A 14,235-nucleotide genomic window follows, 5' to 3' on the forward strand; every position below is an offset into this window, starting at 1 on the left:
CCGAAGCCGCCCCGCCATCCGTACGGCGGGGCGGCTTCGCCGTTCCCGAGGGGCTTAATGGACAAATCATTCAAGCGCCGTACCCGCTACCAGCTCGACGAGGAGCTCAGCCAGGGGCAGGCCGCTCGTGACCTGCGCGATCTCGCCGCGAAGGGGTGGCTCAAGCCGTACGGGGCGACGAAGGGAAGGTTCTACGCCCCTGGGCCGCGCATGGCGCGTATCAAGGCGGACTTCGCCGACCGGATGACTCCCCTCAAAGACCCCTACCGGCGTGTCGGGGGCGCCTGACAGGATACGGTCACTGCCCGTGATGCCGACAGTGAGGCCGCCCCTGGACGTGGCGCTGGGCAAGGTGCGCCGCAGGATCCTGCCGTTGATCGTCGCCGCCTACGTCGTCTGCTACGTCGACCGCACCAACATCGGCATGGCCCAGTTGCGGATGGGCGAGGAGATCGGCCTGGGCGCGGCGGGGTTCGGGCTCGCGGCGGGGATCTTCTTCGTCGGCTACGCGCTGTTCGAGGTGCCGAGCAACCTCATGCTGCACCGGTTCGGCGCCCGGCTCTGGATCGCCCGGATCATGGTCACCTGGGGCCTGCTGTCGGCCGCGACCGGGCTGGTGACCAGCCCGGAGACGCTCTACCTGGTGCGGTTCCTGCTGGGCGTGGCGGAGGCGGGGTTCGCCCCGGGGATCATGCTCTACTTCACGTTCTGGTTCCCGCAGCGGGAGCGGGCCAGGATGGTCGCGATCTACCTGGCGGGCATCCCCGTGTCGTTCCTCATCGCCAACCCGCTGTCCGGCTGGCTGGTGGAGCACGCGGGCTGGCGCGTCATGTTCGTCGCCGAGGCGCTGCCCGCGGTGCTGCTCGGCGTCGTGGTGTGGCTGTTCCTGCCGGACGGCCCCGCGCAGGCCAGGTGGCTGACCGGTGAGGAGAAGGCGATCGTCCAGGCCGAGGTCGAGGCGGAGGCGCGGCCCGAGCGGTCGGTCCGCGCGACGCTGACCGATCCGCGGGTGCTGCTGATCGCGCTGGTGTCCAGCGGTGGCATCTTCGCCGCCTACCTGCTGAGCCTCTTCCTCCCGCAGATGATCGAGCGGTTGTGGACGGGCGCGGGCGAGACCGGCATCGGGCTGATCTCCGCCGTCCCGTACGGCGTGGCCGTCGTCGCGATGCTCGCCTGGAGCCGCCGCTCGGACCTGACGGGGGAGCGGACCTGGCACACGGTCATCGCGTACCTGGTGTCGGCGGCCGGGTTCGCGGCGGCGGCGGTGGCCGGGCCGCCGCTGCTGGTGCTGGCCGCGCTGACGGTGGCGGCGGCCGGCGAGTTCGCCTCGGTGCCCGTGGTCTACGCGCTGCCCACGGAGTTCCTGTCGGGCAGGGCGGCCGCCGCGGGCATCGCGATGGTCAACTCGGTCGCGCACGTCGCGGCCGTCTTCGGCCCGGTGCTGACGGGGTGGCTGCTGCAGCGCACCGGCGGGTTCGACGCCCCGATGCTCGTGGCGGCCGGCTATCTCGTGCTCAGCGCGTTCGTCGCGGGACTGCTGGGCCAGGCCGGGCGGCGCGACCGTGAGCCACTTCACATCGGCGGCAGGGAATAGGCCCGTACCGGGCGATCGTTGGCCAGAGCGTGAACGAGATGCGAATGCGCATGTGTATGGGCTGTCCGGCCCGCTAGAGCGCACCCTTCCGCCCCCTCTCGTTCAAAGGTATGCCCCGATGATCCGACCCAGCTTCGTGCTGCGCCGCCTGAGTCACCTGCCGTTCCACCCCGGCAGCCGCTGACGTCTCCCCCGACGCTGACCTTCCGTTACCGAATCCGTTGTGGGGAAATTTCGTGATCCAGGCTGCAGGCCTGCGCAAGACGTACGGTGACACCGTCGCGCTGGACGGTGTCGACCTGCACGTGCGCCAGGGTGAGATCTTCGGCGTGCTCGGCCAGAGCGGCGCGGGCAAGAGCACGCTGCTGCGCTGCGTCAACCTCCTCGAGCGCCCGGACCGGGGCACCGTCGCGGTCGCCGGGCAGGAGCTGACCACGCTGGGCGAGCGCGACCTGCGCGCCGCCCGGCAGCACATCGGCATGATCCACCAGCATTTCGCGCTGCTGTCCTCGCTCACGGTCGCGGGCAACGTCGCCTTCCCCCTCGAGGTCATGGGCGTGGGCCGGGCCGAGCGGTCGGCCAGGGTCGCCGAACTGCTGGAGCTCGTCGGCATCGCCGACAAGGCCGACGCGCGCCCCTCACAGCTGTCCGGTGGGCAGAAGCAGCGGGTGGGCATCGCCAGGGCGCTGGCCGGCAACCCCAAGGTGCTGCTGGCCGACGAGGCCACCTCGGCGCTCGACCCCGCCACGACCTCCTCCATCCTGGCCCTGCTCAAGCGGCTCAACGCCGAGCTCGGGCTGACGATCCTGCTCATCACGCACGAGATGAACGTCGTCAAGAGCATCTGCGACTCGGTGGCCATCATGGCCGGCGGGGCGATCCTGGAGTCGGGGCCGATCAGGCAGCTGCTGACCACGCCCGGGTCCAGGCTGGCGGCCGAGCTGTTCCCGCTGCCCGCTCCAGAGGCGGGCAACGTCACGATCACGTTCACCGGAGCGGCGGACGAGCCGGTCATCTCGACGGTCGTGCGCAAGTTCGACGTGGACGTCAGCATCCTCGGCGGCGCGCTGGAGGAGGTCGCCGGCGGCTCGGTCGGCCGCCTGCGCGTCTCGCTGGACGGGGCCGACACCTCGGCCGCCCTGGCCTACCTGCGTGAGCGCGGCCTGATCGTGGAGGTGGCCGCGTGACCTGGGAAGAGATGGTCCCGCTCCTCGGGCAGGCGACGTGGGAGACGGTCCAGATGGTGTTCTGGTCCACGCTCTTCACCGTCGTGTTCGGGCTGCCGCTCGGCGTCGCCCTCGTCGGCACCTCACGTGCCGGCCTGTTCCCCTCGCGGGTGGCCAACCAGCTGCTCAGCCTGATCGTCAACATCGGCAGGTCGCTGCCGTTCATCATCCTGATGATCGCGGTGATCCCCTTCACCCGGCTAGTGGTCGGCACCACGATCGGCCTGTACGCGGCCATCGTGCCGCTGACCATCGGCGCCGTGCCGTTCTTCGCCCGGCTGGTGGAGATCGCGCTGCGCGGCGTCAGCCCCGACGTCGTCCAGGCCGCGCATGCCATGGGCGTCAGCCGTACGTCGATCGTGGCCAAGGTGCTGCTGCCGGAGGCCAGGTCGGCGCTGGTGGCGGGCATCACGGTCACCGTCATCACGCTCGTGTCCTACTCCGCGATGGCGGGCGTCATCGGCGCGGGCGGCCTGGGTGACCTGGCCATCAGGTACGGCTACCAGCGGTTCGAGACGCCGCTCATGATCGCCACCTGTGTGGTCATCATCGTCCTCGTCCAGCTGGCCCAGACCCTCGGCGACGCGCTCGCCGACCGTCTGGCCAAGCGCTAGACACTCCCACCCCTTTTCCGCCCGGGTCCGCCACGAGCGGGTCCTGCTTCCTCATACCCAGACGCTTCCTCATACCCAGACAAGGAGCACAGCCGTGCGCAAGTTGTTCGGTCTCGTGACCGCCGCCGTCCTGGCCGTGACGCTGGCCGCCTGCGGGTCGTCCGCGGCCGGCTCGTCGGCCTCCGGCGCGCCCAGCGACACCCTCAAGGTCGGCGCCACCCCCACGCCGCACGCCGAGATCCTCAAGTACATCTCGGACAACCTGGCCGCCAAGGAGGGCCTCAAGCTGGAGATCGTCGAGTTCAGCGACTACGTGCCGCTGAACCCGCAGCTCCAGGAGGGCCAGCTGGACGCCAACTACTTCCAGCACCAGCCGTACCTCGCCGACTACAACAAGGAGAAGGGCGCCAAGCTCACCTGGGTGCAGAACGTGCACCTGGAGCCGCTCGGCCTCTACTCCAGCAAGGTGAAGGACGTGGCCGCCCTTCCCTCCGGCGCCACCGTGGCGGTGCCCAACGACGCCACCAACCTCGGCCGCGCGCTGAAGCTGCTGGCCGACAACGGCGTCATCACCCTGAAGGACGGCGTCGGCACCGCGGCCACCGAGCGCGACGTCACCGCCAACCCGAAGAACATCACCTTCAAGGCGCTCGACGCCGCCCAGCTGCCGCGCTCGCTCGCCGACGTCGACGCCGCGGTCATCAACGGCAACTACGCCCTGGAGGCCAAGCTCAACCCGGCCACCGACGCGCTCGTCGCGGAGAAGGCGGAGGGCAACCCGTACGCCAACGGTCTGGTCGTGCAGGAGGGCAAGCAGAGCGACCCGCGGGTGCAGAAGCTGGCCAAGCTGCTGCAGAGCCCCGAGGTCAAGAAGTACATCCAGGACACCTACAAGGGCGCGGTCATCCCCGCCTGAACCGTCCTGACCGGCGCCCGGTCGCCACGGCGGGCCGGACGGCTTCGACCCCGGCCGGCTTCGCCCCCGGACGGCTTCCGTTCGGGTCGGCGTGACCTCCACCGCGAGACCGTGATCCCGCACGCGGGATCACGGTCTCGGCGTTTCCGGAACGGGACGTGAGCGGCAGGCCGGGCCTCGCCCGCGGGGCCTTGCGGGGGCCTTCCGAGGGAAGTGGTGACCGAATACTGTTCTGGTCATGTATCCGGGAGCCATCGCAGCAGTCACCCCCGACAAGCCCGCTGTGATCATGGCGGGCTCCGGGGAGGTCGTCACCTACCGCCGGCTCGAGGAGGAGTCGAACAGGCTCGCGCACCTGTTCCGCTCCGCCGGGCTCAAGCCGGGCGACCACATCGCCTTCATGCTCGAGAACCATCCTCTTTTCCTGGTCATCGCCTGGGCCGCGCACCGCTCAGGGCTCTACTACACCGCCGTCGGCTCCCGCCTGCAGAGCGAGGAACTGTCCTACATCGTCGACAACTGCGAGGCCAGGGTCTTCATCTCCTCGGCGCGGCTCGCCGGCGTGGCGGGCGCGATCGAGGCTCCCGGCGTGGAGCTCAGGCTCATGATCGACGGGGTGGCCGACGGTTTCGTCTCCTACGAGGAGGCCGTCGCGGTCCATCCGACGACGCCCATCGCCGACGAGTGCCAGGGCGCCGACATGCTCTACTCCTCGGGCACCACGGGCCGGCCCAAGGGCGTCAAGCCGACGCTCTCGCAGGCGCCGCTCGACAGGCCGGGGCCGCTGCTGCAGCTCATCCAGTTCCTCTTCGCGCCGTCGGCCGACAGCGTCTACCTGTCGCCCGCCCCGCTCTACCACGCCGCGCCGCTGCGCTACTGCCTGCAGTTCCAGCGCCTGGGCGCGACGGTGGTCGTCATGGAGCGCTTCGACCCCGCCGAGTACCTCGCCCTCGTCGAAGGCCACCGGGTCACGCACACCCAGCTCGTGCCGACGATGTTCATCAAGATGCTCAAGCTGCCCGACGAGGTCAGGGCCGGGCACGACCTGTCGTCGCTCCGGTGCGCGATCCACGCGTCGGCGCCGTGCCCGGTGCCCGTCAAGGAGCGGATGCTCGAGTGGTGGGGGCCGGTCATCCACGAGTACTACGCCGGAACCGAGGGCAACGGCTTCCTCTACGCCGGACCCGCCGACTGGCTGGCCCACCCGGGCACGGTCGGCCGCGCCCTGCTCGGCGTGGTGCACGTCTGCGACGAGGAGGGCAACGAGTTGGGGCCCGGCGAGCACGGCACCGTCTACTTCTCCGACGGCCCCCGCTTCGAGTACCACGGCGACCCCGACAAGACCCGCTCCGCGCAGGATCCCCAGGGCAGGGGCTGGACCACCCTCGGCGACATCGGCTACCTGGACACGGACGGCTTCCTCTACCTGACCGACCGCCGCTCCTACATGATCATCTCGGGCGGGGTGAACATCTACCCCCAGGAGGCCGAGAACGTACTGGCCCTCCACCCCAAGGTCGCCGACGTGGCCGTGTTCGGGATCCCGGACGAGGAGATGGGCGAGCAGGTCAAGGCCGTCGTCCAGCCCGCCGACGACGTCGCGGCGGGCCCGGCGCTGGAGGCCGAGCTGATCGAGTACTGCAGGGCACGGCTGGCGCACTACAAGTGCCCCAGGTCGATCGACTTCCGCGACGAGTTGCCGCGCCATCCCACCGGCAAGCTCTACAAGCGGCTGCTGCGCGCGGAATACCTTAAAGTTCCATGAGAGCCGGACCCGGCACCCCCGTCGCGACCTCGCCTGATAAGGCGTGCGTCAGGGGGTGCGCCACGCCCTGTTCGACGGCTTAAGCAGTGCTTACACCCTCATTGGCACCCTGGAAGTACGACGGCACGCCACAGTGGCGCGCCAGAGCGGCTTCTTGGGGATGGACATGAACACGAACGAGCCTCGTGAGCACGGCGAAGGCACTGTGGGTGGGGGTTGGACCCAGTTCGGTTCCAAGCCTCCGGTCGCCGGCGAGTTCCAGCACGGCGCGCCGTCGCCGGGTGGCGACACCACGATCATGCCGGTGCCTGCCGTACCGAAGCGGCAGTCGATGTTCACGGCCGGGCAGAAGGCCGTCGCCGGACTCGCCCTGGCGGCGACGGCGCTGGTCGGTGGCGTGGTGGGGGCCGCGACCGTCAGCGCCCTGGGCGGCGGGGGAACCACGAGCGTGGCGGCCGCGCCCAGCCCGGCCTTCAAGCCGGCGTCGAACGCCATGACCGTGGCCGACGTCGCCCAGAACGTGCAGCCGTCGGTCGTGATGATCCAGGGTCAGACCGGCGAGGGATCCGGCGTGGTGCTGTCGGAGGACGGCCTGATCCTCACCAACAACCACGTGGTGGTCGGCGCCGGCCAGGGCGGCGGGTCCATGACGGTGAAGTTCAGCGACGGCAGGACCGCCAAGGCGTCGGTCGTCGGCACCGACCCGGCCACCGACCTGGCCGTCATCAGGGCCACGGGCGTGTCGGGCCTGACCAAGGCCACCCTCGGCGACAGCGACGCGCTCAGGGTCGGCGACGCGGTGCTGGCCATCGGCAGCCCGCTCGGCCTGGACGGCTCGGTCACCGCGGGCATCGTCAGCGCGCTGGACCGCACGCTCACGGTCGGCGACCAGGACCGGCAGCAGCTGCCGCCCGGCTGGGGCAACCAGCGCGAGCAGTCGCAGTCCTCGACCACCACGATCGGCGGCGCCATCCAGACCGACGCCGCCATCAACCCCGGCAACTCCGGCGGCGCGCTGGTCAACGCGTCAGGCCAGCTGATCGGCATCAACACGGCGATCGCCACGGGCGGTGGCACCGGCAACATCGGCGTGGGCTTCGCCATCCCGATCAACACCGCCAAGCAGGTGGCCCAGCAGCTCATCGACAACGGCAAGGTGAGCCACGCCTACCTCGGCGTCAGCGTCACCGACGCCTCGGGTGACGTGCCGGGTGCTCTGGTACGGCAGGTGCAGGAGGGAAGCCCCGCCGCCAAGGCCGGGCTGAAGACGGGCGACCTGATCACGAAGATCGGCGAGACGCCGGTTGACGGGGGAGATACCGTAGTGGGACAGGTCAGAGGTTTCAAAGTGGGCCAGCAGGTCAAGATCAGCTACATGAGGGACGGAAAGACCCAGGAGGTCACCGTCACCCTCGCGGAGAAGACGGGCGAGTAGAACCCCCCTCGTGAAACGGAGGTGCCGTCGAGATCGCTGCGGACTCGGCGGCACCTCCCCCCATGCGGTTCAGCGGAACCTGCGGCCCTCGTCCCTGCGGTAGGCCCACACGGCGGCCGCCGCGCCCGCCACCGTCCAGACCGCCAGCATGACCAGCGGCAGCGGCCGGGGCGGCACACCCGCCGTGGCGGCCCACACCAGCTCCATCGCGCCCCTGCTGGGCAGGTACGGCGCGACCGCCCCGATGAAGGCGGGCGGGTCGAGCGGGTTGCCGAACATCCCGCCGCCGATCGCGATCGGGAAGAACAGCACCTGCGAGACCGCGATGGCCGCCTTCGACGGCAGCGCGTAGCCGACGAGCAGCCCCAGCATCATGAACGGCAGCGCGCCCACGATCAACGCGCCCAGGCCGGACAGCAGCTGGAGCGGGGTGGCCGTGGCCTCGGTGAGGAAGGCGGCGACCAGCACCACGGGCACGACCGCGATCAGCATGATGGCCAGCGAGGTCAGCATCCGTCCCGCGAACCGGGGGAAGGGGCCCGCGGGCAGCGTGCGCACGTAGGGGTCCCAGGGCTTGCCGCGGTCGTCGGCCACGCCGATGGCCAGCCCCATCAGCGAGCTCGACATGACGGCGAACAGCGTCATCGACGCCGTGCCGACGGTGGCCATCAGCGGGTCGTCCCCGGTGAACGGCACGACGAAGGCCAGCATCGAGATGGTGGGGAAGAAGACGCTCGCCACGATCGCGATCGGGACTCTCAGCTGCTCCAGGAACTGGTAGCGGGTGTGCGTCCAGACCAGGCTAGACACCGGCGGCCTCCTTCGAGGTGATGGCGAGGAAGGCGTCCTCGAGCGTGGCCGGGCTGATCTCGAGCCCGGAGAAGGGGACGCCGCTGGCGACCAGGTCGAGCACCAGCCGGTCGGAGTCCGAGGTGAGCAGCTCGTGCCGGTCGCCCACCCGCTGGGCGTCGACCACGCCGGGCAGCGCGGGCAGCTCGGGGGCCGACAGCGACACCCTGCGCACCCCCACCATGCCGCGCACGGCCTGCATCGTGTCGTCGGCCAGCACCCTGCCCTTGCCGATCACCACGACGCGCTCGGCCAGCGCCTCCACCTCCTCCAGGTAGTGGCTGGTGAGCACGACGGTGCCGCCCTCCGCGTGGAAGGCCCTGATCCCCTCCCACAGCGACCTGCGGGCCTCGACGTCGAGGCCCGTGGTGGGCTCGTCGAGGAAGACGATGCGGGGGTTGCCGGCGAAGGCGAGCGCCACCGCGAGGCGGCGCTTCTGGCCGCCGGACAGGCCGCCGACCTGCCGCCGGGCGAGGTCGTCGAGGCCGAACCTGGCCAATAACTCCGGCGTGCCCGCCCGCTCGGGGAAGTGCGCCGAGACGAAGTCGACGATCTCGCCGACCCGCAGCGCCTCGGGCAGCCCCGTCTCCTGCGGCGTCACGCCCATGCGCTGCCGTACCCGGGGGTCGGAGGGGGCGCCGCCGAGCAGTTCGACCACGCCCTTGGTGGGTCTGCGCAGGCCGACGAAGAGGTTGACGAGCGTGGACTTGCCGGCCCCGTTCGGGCCGAGCAGGCCGACGAGCCGGCCCGCGGGGATCTCCAGGGACACGTCGTCGAGCGCGGTCACCTCGCCGTAGCGTCTGGTGACCCCGATGGTTCTGGCCAGGACGGTCATGCTTCTCCTCCGATCAGGGCGCGGATGGCGACGGTGTACTCCTCGAAGGCCAGCCGTCCGCGTCTGGTGAGCGCGACGTAGGTGACGGGCGTGCGGCCCTTGTGCGTCTTGGTGATCTCGACGTAGCCCGCGTCCTCGAGCTTGGTCAGATGCACCGACAGGTTGCCCGCCGTCATCGCGAGCAGGTCCTTCAGGCTCGGGAAGGCGATCTGGTCGCCTTCGGGAAGGGCGTTGAGCGTGGCCACCACGCGTAGCCGGGCCTGCGCGTGGATGACGGGATCGAGTTCGGGCAGCGTCACCGGCGCCGCCTGAGCACGATCCCGGTGACCAGGAACGCGCCGCCGACCAGCAGCGAGATCAGCAGGGCGTGCCAGCCGGGCCCGAGGGCGGCGCCGGCCGCGTCGACGACCGCGGTCCAGACGCCCAGGAAGAACATCGGCCACTCGCGCCAGACGGCGCCGCCGGCCATGTAGAGGGTGGCGACCACCAGCATCGAGACCGCGGCGTAGAGCAGGCTGACCTCGTCGCGCGGGATCATCGGGGCGAAACGGCTGAGGATCAGGCCCATCGCCATCATCGTGACGAACCACGCGTAGCCGTACATCATCCCGCGCTGGGTGGTCACGCCGCGGGTCTTCAGGCCGGAGGCGCGGGCACACCAGAACAGGAACGCTCCGGCCAGCAGTTGCCCGCCCATCAGCACCGCCAGTGCGAGCTGCCAGGAGATCGGGGCGAGCGGGCGGCCGTCGAGACCGTGGGCCAGGAAGAAGGCGCCGAAGCCGGCCATCCAGGCCACGCCCCAGGGGGCGTAGAGGAGGAGCGGGTCGGGCTGCAGCCTGCGCGTGGCCGCCGCGCTCTGCTCCTCGATGAGCCGCATCATCTCGGCGGGGCTCAGGTCCTCGTCGTCCACATCATTCCAAACCAGTCGAAACCATCAACTGGTTTGCAGCATAAACCTGATTGCGCCACAAACGGAAGCGTGGCCCTCACCTCGGAAGGGTGGGGCCGTTCCATGAACGAAGGAGCGGCCCCTCCCCGGAGGGAGAGGCCGCTCGGTTCCACGATGTCCGGCTAGCTGCCGCCGCCGGGCAGCGACAGGCCGATGACCAGCGGGTCGTGGTCGGAGGAGCGGAAGGCGTCGGGCTGGTAGAGGCCCGGCGGGTTGAACTCGGTGTTGTAGTCGAGGATCCGCGGCTCGTCGGAGTTGACGTGCCAGATCGTCGCGCCCGTCACCCGCTTGAGCAGCTGCTTGCCGACCAGCGCGTGGTCGAGCTCACCGGCCAGCCCGTTGAACAGGTAGCTGTAGCGGAACGGCGCCGGCACGAACCGCTTGGTCACGCTCGTCAGCCCGCCGGCCTCCAGCGTGTCGATCGGGTCCTCCTCGCCGTAGGCGTTGAGGTCGCCCAGCACCAGCGGGTTGGGCAGGTCGAGCGAGGAGAGCAGCCCCAGCACCGCCTCGGCCTGCTTGATCCGCAGCGGGTTCCAGCAGCCCTGGCCGTCGCCCTGGTCGCTGTCCGGACCGCTCGGCGGGCAGGAGCCCTTCGACTTGAGGTGGTTGACGACCATGGTGAACGGCTGGCCGCCCCCGGTGCGGCGGAAGGTCTGGATCAGCGGCGGCCTGCTGAAGACGGGATCCTGCGACGACAGCGCCGCCCCGACGGGCGCCACGCGCGCCGGCTTGTAGATCATCGCCACGTGGATCAGGTCCGTCCCGGGGAACGGGTGCGCGAGCGCGGCGTAGGTGCCGGCGCCCACCTTGGCGTTCAGCGCGTCGACCAGCGCCTGCAGGGCCGTCTGGCCGTTGTTCTCGACCTCCATGAGGCCGACCACGTCGGCGTCGAGGCCCTGGAGCGTGGCCACCAGCTTGTCGAGCTGGCGCTTCTGCTCCTCGGCGGTGGTCGCGCCGCGCGAGCCCAGCGTGGTGAACCAGTTCAGCGTGTTGAGGCTGGCCACCTTGACGTTGCCGCCGACCGGCAGCGGCTTGGGCAGGCGCGGGTTGGTCCGCAGGAAGCTGATCGGCTTGGTGGGCTGGAGACGGTAGGAGCCGAACCCGTAGCCGAGCACGCCGGTCACGCCGATCGCGGTGTCACCGGTGCGCACCACGCGCGGGCTGGTGTAGGGGATCGTGGCCGGGTTCTCCCGGGAGGAGCCGTCGTCGATGAGCAGCGTACGGCGGGCGTCGAGCGCCGCGTCCACGCCGGCCCGGTCGGTCGGCTGGTACAGGCGTCCCTCGGAGGAGACGGTGACCTCGCCGAAGCGGCCGAGGTTGTAGTGCTCGGAGACGGTCAGCGGCTCGGGGAAGGTGACGAGCATGTTCTCGACCGGCTCGAAGGTGGCGCCCTCGGCCCTCGGCAGCCGGTACTGCTGCGCGGGAAGCGTCCCGGTGCCGCACACGTCGACCGCGGTGACGGGCGACAGCTCGGTCCACCCGTTGAACTCGGTCACCTTGCCGGTGACGAGCACCCTGTCGCCGACCTTGACGTCCTTGACCGTGTCGCGGGCGAAGGCGAACAGGCCCTCGGAGGTCTTCGGATCGTCGTCAGGCGTGGGGTCCTGCAGGAAGAAGCCGCTCAGCTCGGTGGACTTCTGGAAGTCGCCGGTCACGACGCCTTCGACCCGCACGGTCTGTCCCGCCAGGGGGCTGGCGTCGCCCGCGCCCTGGACGGCGGCGATCTGGTGGGTCGCGGCCGTGTCGCAGGGCGCGACCGTGGGTGTGGGGGTCGGGGTGGGTGTGGGCGTCGGGGTCGGCGACGGCGTGGGCTCCTGGCCGCCGTCGCAGGGCGCGGCGGCTGTCGCGGTGTTGCGCGGGGCGGGTGCGCCGGCCTCCAGGTCCGCGGCGTTGTCGTCGGTGTCGGCGCAGCCGTGCGTCTTGCGGAGGGCGGCGGTGGTGTTCGTCAGGCCGGGCGCGGCGGCCGTGCCCTCGAAGAAGTTCGCGTTGCCGAAGCCGACCAGGTCGGCGATCTGCGCGGTCTGCTCGGCCGTGCACGCGGTGGGGGTGCCGTTGCAGGCCAGGCCCGTGGCCGAGCGGACCAGCGCGACCTTGCCGGCGCCGGAGCCGACGTTGATGGTGGCGGTGGCGTCGGGGGTGGGCAGTGCCGCCCCCGGGTTGCTGCCGGCGGCGAGCTGCACGAGGTAGTACCGGCCAGGGCCCAGCGTGCCCGACAGCGGGGCCACGTTGGCGGCGAAGTGGCCGGAGCCGGTGGCGCTGGTGTACTGCACCGACCAGCCGTCGAGGGCCACGGGCGCGGAGCTTCTGTTGAACAGCTCCACGAAGTCGTTGGCCAGCGTCGCTCCTGAGTTGCCCCCGCCACCGTAGACCTGGCTGATGACGACGGGGCCGGGCGCCGCGGACGCGGGGGCGATCGAGAGGGTCGCCACGCCCGCGGCGGCGACACCGAGGGCGACAAGGGCGGATAAGGCTCGCATGACCCGCACTTTAGATGGAGAAAACGTAACGTACCGCCACCAAACGATGAAATCATCGACCCTTGCCAGACGGTGCCTGGCGCCATGTCGTCTCATGACCTAGCAACCCGGGTATGACCACGCCATGGACTGGGTCACGTGTTCCCGCTCCCCGTCGTGCACGGGAGTCGCGCGCCAGCCGTACGGCAGCTGCTTGGCCCACCTGTCGCCCGAGCAGCTGGCCGACGCCCTCGCAGCCATCCGCCCAGGAGGGCTGCTCGACCTGCGAGGCACCACGATCGACGGCGAGCTGCTGGCCAAGGTGCTCGCCGCCGCCGGGGGAAGGCCGGGCAGGGCTCGCATGGACCTGGCCCGCTTCACCGGCGAGGCGCGCTTCGCCGAGGTGAGCTTCCAGGGCGACGTGTCCCTGGACGGCGCCAGGTTCGACCGGCTCGCCTCCTTCTTCAACGCCGCCTTCGCCGGCAACGTGTCGTTCACCGGGGCACGGTTCGCCCGCCGCCTGACCTTCCACGGTGCCCGGGTGCGCGGTCACGCCGGGTTCGACCGGTCGGTGGTGGCCGGCGACGCCCTGTTCGGCCAGGCGGTGTTCGCGCGCGGGCTGTCGGCCGAGCGCGCCAGGTTCGACGGGTTCGCCACCTTCGACGGGGCCGAGTTCGGCGAGCGGGCCACCTTCAGGGGCGCCAGGTTCGGCCGCACGCTGTCGTTCAGGAAGGTGCGCGGGCGGGCGGGGTTCGAGTCGGTCCACTTCGCCTCCGGCGCCTACCTGTCGGCGACCGGGCGGCTGGCCGCGACCGGGGCGCGCGTGGACGGCGCGCTCGACCTGGCCGTCCACGACTGCTCGGTCGACCTGCGCAAGGTCGAGGTCAGGGGGACGACCGCGGTCCGGCTGTCGCGCGCCCACGCCGATCTGGAGGCGGCGGTCCTGCGGGGGCCGGCGACGGTGAGCGGGCGGGGCTTCTGCACGATCAGCTCGCTGCGAGGGGCGGTCGCGCCCGATCTGTCGCTGTTCGAGCTCGACCTGTCGAGCTGCCGCTTCGCGGGCCTCGCGCACCCTTCGGGGCTGCGGCTGACGGGCTGCACCTTCGCCTTCACCCCCCGCGGGGTGCGCTTCAGCCTGCGCTGGCCGCCGCTGCGCTGGTTCTCCAGGCGCAGGGCGCTGGCCGACGAGCACGGCTGGCGTGGCTGGTCCCAGGACCCCGGCGACCCGCCGACACCCGACGGCCTGGCCACCCTGTACGACGAGCTGCGCCACTCGCCCGACGACCACGGCACCGCCGCCGACTTCGCCTTCGGCGCGATGGAGATGCGCCGGCACGCCAACCGCCGCTGGTGGCTGTCGATGTACTGGCTGCTGTGCGGCTACGGCCTGCGCACCGGCCGGGCGGTGGCCTGGAGCGCCCTGCTGCTGGCGGTGACGGCGGGCGCGGTGCTGTGGTCCAGCACCTCCCACGCCGCCAGGCGCGCCTCCACGCCGCGCCCCGCCGTCCCCGCGCCATCCGTGCACCACTGACCAGGAGCGGGGGAATCAGGGCTTTCCCCGATGACGGCCCTGCGCGCCCCTTCGTAGACTGGAGA

13 protein-coding genes are annotated in these 14,235 nt (G+C 71.1%); 8 read left to right on the forward strand and 5 right to left on the reverse strand.

Annotated features, from left to right (window positions below; translation table 11 throughout):
* The first annotated feature begins 57 nt into the window (after positions 1-57).
* The 7 genes from ACWDLG_RS29360 to ACWDLG_RS29390 all read left to right on the forward strand — a co-directional run bounded on the left by ACWDLG_RS29360 (position 58) and on the right by ACWDLG_RS29390 (position 7,550).
* Positions 58-288: a hypothetical protein gene (locus ACWDLG_RS29360; protein ID WP_449925963.1), complete on the forward strand. Its 231-nt coding sequence runs from the start codon at positions 58-60 to the stop codon at positions 286-288.
* A gap of 22 nt (positions 289-310) precedes the next feature.
* Positions 311-1,594 (forward strand): MFS transporter, encoded by a 1,284-nt coding sequence (locus ACWDLG_RS29365; protein ID WP_449926438.1) that lies wholly within the window; start codon positions 311-313, stop codon positions 1,592-1,594.
* 236 nt (positions 1,595-1,830) lie between these two features.
* Positions 1,831-2,781 (forward strand): methionine ABC transporter ATP-binding protein, encoded by a 951-nt coding sequence (locus ACWDLG_RS29370; protein WP_449925966.1) that lies wholly within the window; start codon positions 1,831-1,833, stop codon positions 2,779-2,781.
* A complete protein-coding gene (locus ACWDLG_RS29375) occupies positions 2,778-3,434 on the forward strand; it encodes a methionine ABC transporter permease (protein WP_449925969.1) in 657 nt (218 codons plus the stop codon). The genes ACWDLG_RS29370 and ACWDLG_RS29375 overlap by 4 nt, the downstream gene beginning before the upstream one ends.
* A gap of 94 nt (positions 3,435-3,528) precedes the next feature.
* A complete protein-coding gene (locus tag ACWDLG_RS29380; RefSeq protein WP_354920787.1) occupies positions 3,529-4,350 on the forward strand; it encodes a MetQ/NlpA family ABC transporter substrate-binding protein in 822 nt (273 codons plus the stop codon).
* A 238-nt stretch (positions 4,351-4,588) separates the two neighbouring features.
* Positions 4,589-6,115: an acyl-CoA synthetase gene (locus tag ACWDLG_RS29385; RefSeq protein ID WP_449925974.1), complete on the forward strand. Its 1,527-nt coding sequence runs from the start codon at positions 4,589-4,591 to the stop codon at positions 6,113-6,115.
* A 166-nt stretch (positions 6,116-6,281) separates the two neighbouring features.
* Positions 6,282-7,550, forward strand: a complete 1,269-nt coding sequence (locus tag ACWDLG_RS29390; RefSeq protein WP_449925977.1) for a S1C family serine protease — start codon at positions 6,282-6,284, stop codon at positions 7,548-7,550.
* 69 nt (positions 7,551-7,619) lie between these two features.
* On the opposite strand, the gene ACWDLG_RS29395 is transcribed toward ACWDLG_RS29390, so the two are convergent.
* From ACWDLG_RS29395 to ACWDLG_RS29415, 5 genes are all read right to left on the reverse strand, one after another.
* Positions 7,620-8,360, reverse strand: a complete 741-nt coding sequence (locus ACWDLG_RS29395; protein ID WP_449925979.1) for an ABC transporter permease — start codon at positions 8,358-8,360, stop codon at positions 7,620-7,622.
* Positions 8,353-9,234, reverse strand: a complete 882-nt coding sequence (locus tag ACWDLG_RS29400; RefSeq protein WP_354920776.1) for an ABC transporter ATP-binding protein — start codon at positions 9,232-9,234, stop codon at positions 8,353-8,355. The genes ACWDLG_RS29395 and ACWDLG_RS29400 overlap by 8 nt, the downstream gene beginning before the upstream one ends.
* Positions 9,231-9,533 carry a transcriptional regulator gene (locus ACWDLG_RS29405; protein WP_354920773.1) on the reverse strand — a complete coding sequence of 101 codons (303 nt, stop codon included), beginning with the start codon at positions 9,531-9,533 and terminating at the stop codon, positions 9,231-9,233. Before ACWDLG_RS29405 ends, ACWDLG_RS29400 begins: the two co-directional genes overlap by 4 nt.
* Complete coding sequence (locus tag ACWDLG_RS29410; protein ID WP_449925984.1) at positions 9,530-10,144, reverse strand: hypothetical protein; 615 nt, start codon at positions 10,142-10,144, stop codon at positions 9,530-9,532. Before ACWDLG_RS29410 ends, ACWDLG_RS29405 begins: the two co-directional genes overlap by 4 nt.
* Before the next feature lie 161 nt (positions 10,145-10,305).
* Entirely contained in the window at positions 10,306-12,660 is a 2,355-nt protein-coding gene (locus ACWDLG_RS29415; RefSeq protein WP_449925986.1) for an ExeM/NucH family extracellular endonuclease, read from the reverse strand.
* A 124-nt stretch (positions 12,661-12,784) separates the two neighbouring features.
* Here ACWDLG_RS29415 and ACWDLG_RS29420 point away from each other — a divergent pair, with 124 nt between their 5' ends.
* Positions 12,785-14,170 carry a pentapeptide repeat-containing protein gene (locus tag ACWDLG_RS29420; protein ID WP_449925989.1) on the forward strand — a complete coding sequence of 462 codons (1,386 nt, stop codon included), beginning with the start codon at positions 12,785-12,787 and terminating at the stop codon, positions 14,168-14,170.
* Positions 14,171-14,235: the final 65 nt, after the last annotated feature.

The organism is Nonomuraea sp. NPDC003727 (assembly GCF_053586935.1).